The sequence below is a fragment of the Nocardioides sp. genome, assembly GCF_034670285.1.
Lineage (GTDB): Bacteria > Actinomycetota > Actinomycetes > Propionibacteriales > Nocardioidaceae > Nocardioides.
On the sequence record NZ_JAXMNS010000448.1, the window covers coordinates 1 to 2,895 of the forward strand.

The following is a 2,895-nucleotide window of genomic DNA, read 5'->3' on the forward strand; positions in this document are numbered from 1 at the left end:
CCAGCCGATCCAGGGCTGGCTCGGCGCCGCGGACCCTTTCCTGATGGGGCCGGTCTACCACCCCGCCGAGGGCATCCGACGGATCCTGTCGGGCACGCCGCCGGTGATCGGGATGCTGGCGCTGCAGGACATGCTGCAGCTGGTCTCCAAGGTCGGCATGGGTGCGATTCGCGAGAAGTCGGTCGGCCTCACCGCCTTCGCCCTCGAGCGCGCCGCCGAGGTGCTGCCCGACGTCGGGCTCCACTCACCTGTCGACCCGGAGCGACGCGGCGGCCACGTCACGCTCACCCACCCGCTGATGCAGCAGGCCACCGCCGAGCTGTGGGCGCGCGACGTCATCCCTGACTACCGCGACCCCCACGGCCTGCGCCTCGGGCTCTCGCCGCTCTCCACGTCGTACGACGAGGTCGAGCGTGGCGTGCAGGCCGTGCGTGAGGTCCTCGACTCGCTCGCCGCACGCGGGTGAGGCTCCGCTCGCAGAAGTCTGCTCCCGAGAAGTCCCAGAAGCCCCAGAAAGCTGCCGCCGAGCGGATCCCGATCCCGGGCGAGATCAAGGTCCTGATCGCCTCGGCGTTCGTGATCGCGATCGGGTTCGGACTGATCTCGCCGGTGCTGCCGGCCTACGCCCGAAGCTTTGACGTGGGTGTCGCCGCGGCGTCGTTCGTGGTCTCGATCTTCGCGATGTTCCGTCTGGCCTTCGCCCCCGTCGGGGGCAAGCTGGTCGCCCGGCTGGGGGAGCGACCGGTCTACCTGAGCGGGCTGCTCCTGGTGGCGGCCTCGTCGTTCGCGACGGCCTTCGCCCAGTCCTACACGCAGCTGCTGGTGCTGCGCGGGATCGGCGGCATCGGCTCGACGATGTTCACGATCTCCGCGATGGCGCTGCTGGTGCGCCTGGCTCCGCCGACGATCCGGGGACGGGTGTCGTCGGCCTACGCCAGCGCATTCCTGATCGGTGGCATGGTCGGTCCACTGATCGGCGGCGCTCTGGCCGGCTTCGGGCTGCGCGTGCCGTTCGTGGCGTACGCCGTCGCCCTCGTCGCCGCGGCTGCCGTGGTCGGGATCAGGCTGTCGGGGGCGCGGCTGCGCCCCACCGGAACCGGTCCGACGGCGCCGCCCATGCAGCTGCGCGAGGCCCTCGCCATCCCCGCCTACCGTGCTGCGCTGGGCTCGGCGTTCGCCAACGGCTGGTGCAACTTCGGGGTGCGGGTGGCGGTGATCCCGCAGTTCGCCCTCGTCGTGCGCGACGAGACCTGGGTGGCCGGGGTCGCCCTGGCGCTCGCAGCCCTCGGCACGGCCGCGACGCTCCAGGTCGCCGGCCGTCTCGCCGACACGATCGGACGACGTCCGCTCGCGATCGTGGGACTGCTCGCGACGGGCGTGACGCTCGGGCTGATCGGTCTCAGCGGCAGCCTGCTGGTGCTGCTCCTGCTCTCGGCGCTCTCCGGGCTTGGCGCCGGACTCGTCAACCCTGCCCAGCAGGCCACCGTGGCCGACGTGATCGGCAACGACCGCTCCGGTGGCACCGTGCTGAGCACCTTCCAGATGGCGCAGGACGGCGGTGCGATCGTCGGCCCGGTGCTCGTGGGCGTGATCGCCGACCAGGCGGGCTTCGGGTGGGCGTTCGCCGCCACCGGCCTGGTGAGCCTGCTCGCCGTCCTGCCGTGGTTGGTGGCGCAGGAGACGTTGGAGTCCCGGCACCCGCAGCCGGGCTAGTCCCTGACGAAACGGCCCGGGTCGTGGTCGCGCCCGTCATGTGGTGGGCTGGGCGCATGCGCTTCCCACGCCCCCTCCGTCCTGGCGACACGATCGGCGTCACCGCCCCCTCGAGCGGCGTCACCGCGGCGCTGCGACCGCGGCTCGACCACAACGTCGCCTGGCTGCGCGAGCGTGGGTACGACGTCCGCGTCGGCGAGTGCCTCGGCGGCGACCGGGTCGTCTCCGCGCCGAAGGAGCAGCGCGCCGACGAGCTGATGGCGATGCTGCGCGACCCGGAGGTGCGCGCGATCGTGCCGCCGTGGGGAGGTGCGCTCGGGATCGACCTGCTCGACCAGCTCGACTGGCGCGAGATCGGCACCTTCGAGCCGACCTGGACCGTGGGGTTCAGCGACTCCTGCTCGTGGATGCTGCCGCTGACGACCCTGCTGGGCTGGGGCACGATCCACGGCGTCAACCTGATGGACACCGCCTACGAGGTGCCCGACGGGCTGGCGCACTGGACCGAGGTCGCGACAGCCACCGAGCCGGTGGTGCAGCGCAGCCCCGGCCGGTTCCGTACCTCCGGCTGGGACGACTACGAGGCGGACCCGACGGTCGAGTCAATGACGCTCGACGGTGCCGGCGGGTGGACTCTGGTCGGCGGCGGCGGGCTCGACGTGTCCGGTCGACTGGTCGGTGGCTGCATCGAGATCGTCTCGTCCCTGGCGGCGACCCGCTTCGGTGACGTGGCGGCGTTCGGTCGTGAGTACGCCGACGACGGGCTCATCGTGTTCCTCGAGGCGTCCGAGGACGACGCCCACACCATCGGCCGGCACCTGCACACGCTGCGGCTCGCGGGGTGGTTCGACGACGCCACCGCCATCCTCATCGGTCGCACGGGTGCCCCAGACAAGCCTGACCTGAGCCAGCGCGAGGCGGTGCTGGACGCCCTGGGCATGCTCGACATCCCGATCGTGCTCGACGTCGAGTGCGGCCACACCCAGCCGTCGCTGCCGCTGGTCACCGGGGCGCTCGCGCACCTGGTGGTCGACCCCGATCGGCAGGAGATCACCCAAGAGCTGGTCTGACCGCGGTCACCCGACCTCCGGGTGAGGCGCGGTGTCGGCGCTCGCGGCGACCATGGCCGGATGCCCGTGCTCCCCGCACCGCCCTCGCTCGCCGCCGGCGCCACGCCGTACG

Annotated in this window: 2 protein-coding genes and 1 pseudogene; all 3 read left to right on the plus strand. The window is 72.3% G+C overall.

The annotated features are described in order from the left end of the window. Nucleotides 1–466 (plus strand): annotated as a pseudogene (locus VOI19_RS17440) (kynureninase); the annotation flags it as partial. Continuing rightward, nucleotides 463–1,713 carry an MFS transporter gene (locus tag VOI19_RS17445; RefSeq protein WP_323794221.1) on the plus strand — a complete coding sequence of 417 codons (1,251 nt, stop codon included), beginning with the start codon at nt 463–465 and terminating at the stop codon, nt 1,711–1,713. The pseudogene VOI19_RS17440 and the gene VOI19_RS17445, both read left to right, overlap by 4 nt. Nucleotides 1,714–1,769: 56 nt before the next feature. Next, complete coding sequence (locus VOI19_RS17450) at nt 1,770–2,783, plus strand: S66 peptidase family protein (protein ID WP_323794222.1); 1,014 nt, start codon at nt 1,770–1,772, stop codon at nt 2,781–2,783. The last annotated feature ends 112 nt before the right edge of the window (nt 2,784–2,895 follow it).

Coding starts and splice junctions, on each gene's coding strand:
- VOI19_RS17450 (WP_323794222.1), top strand. CDS start 1,770: ATGCGCTTCCCACGCCCCCTCCGTCCTGGCGACACGATCGGCGTCACC.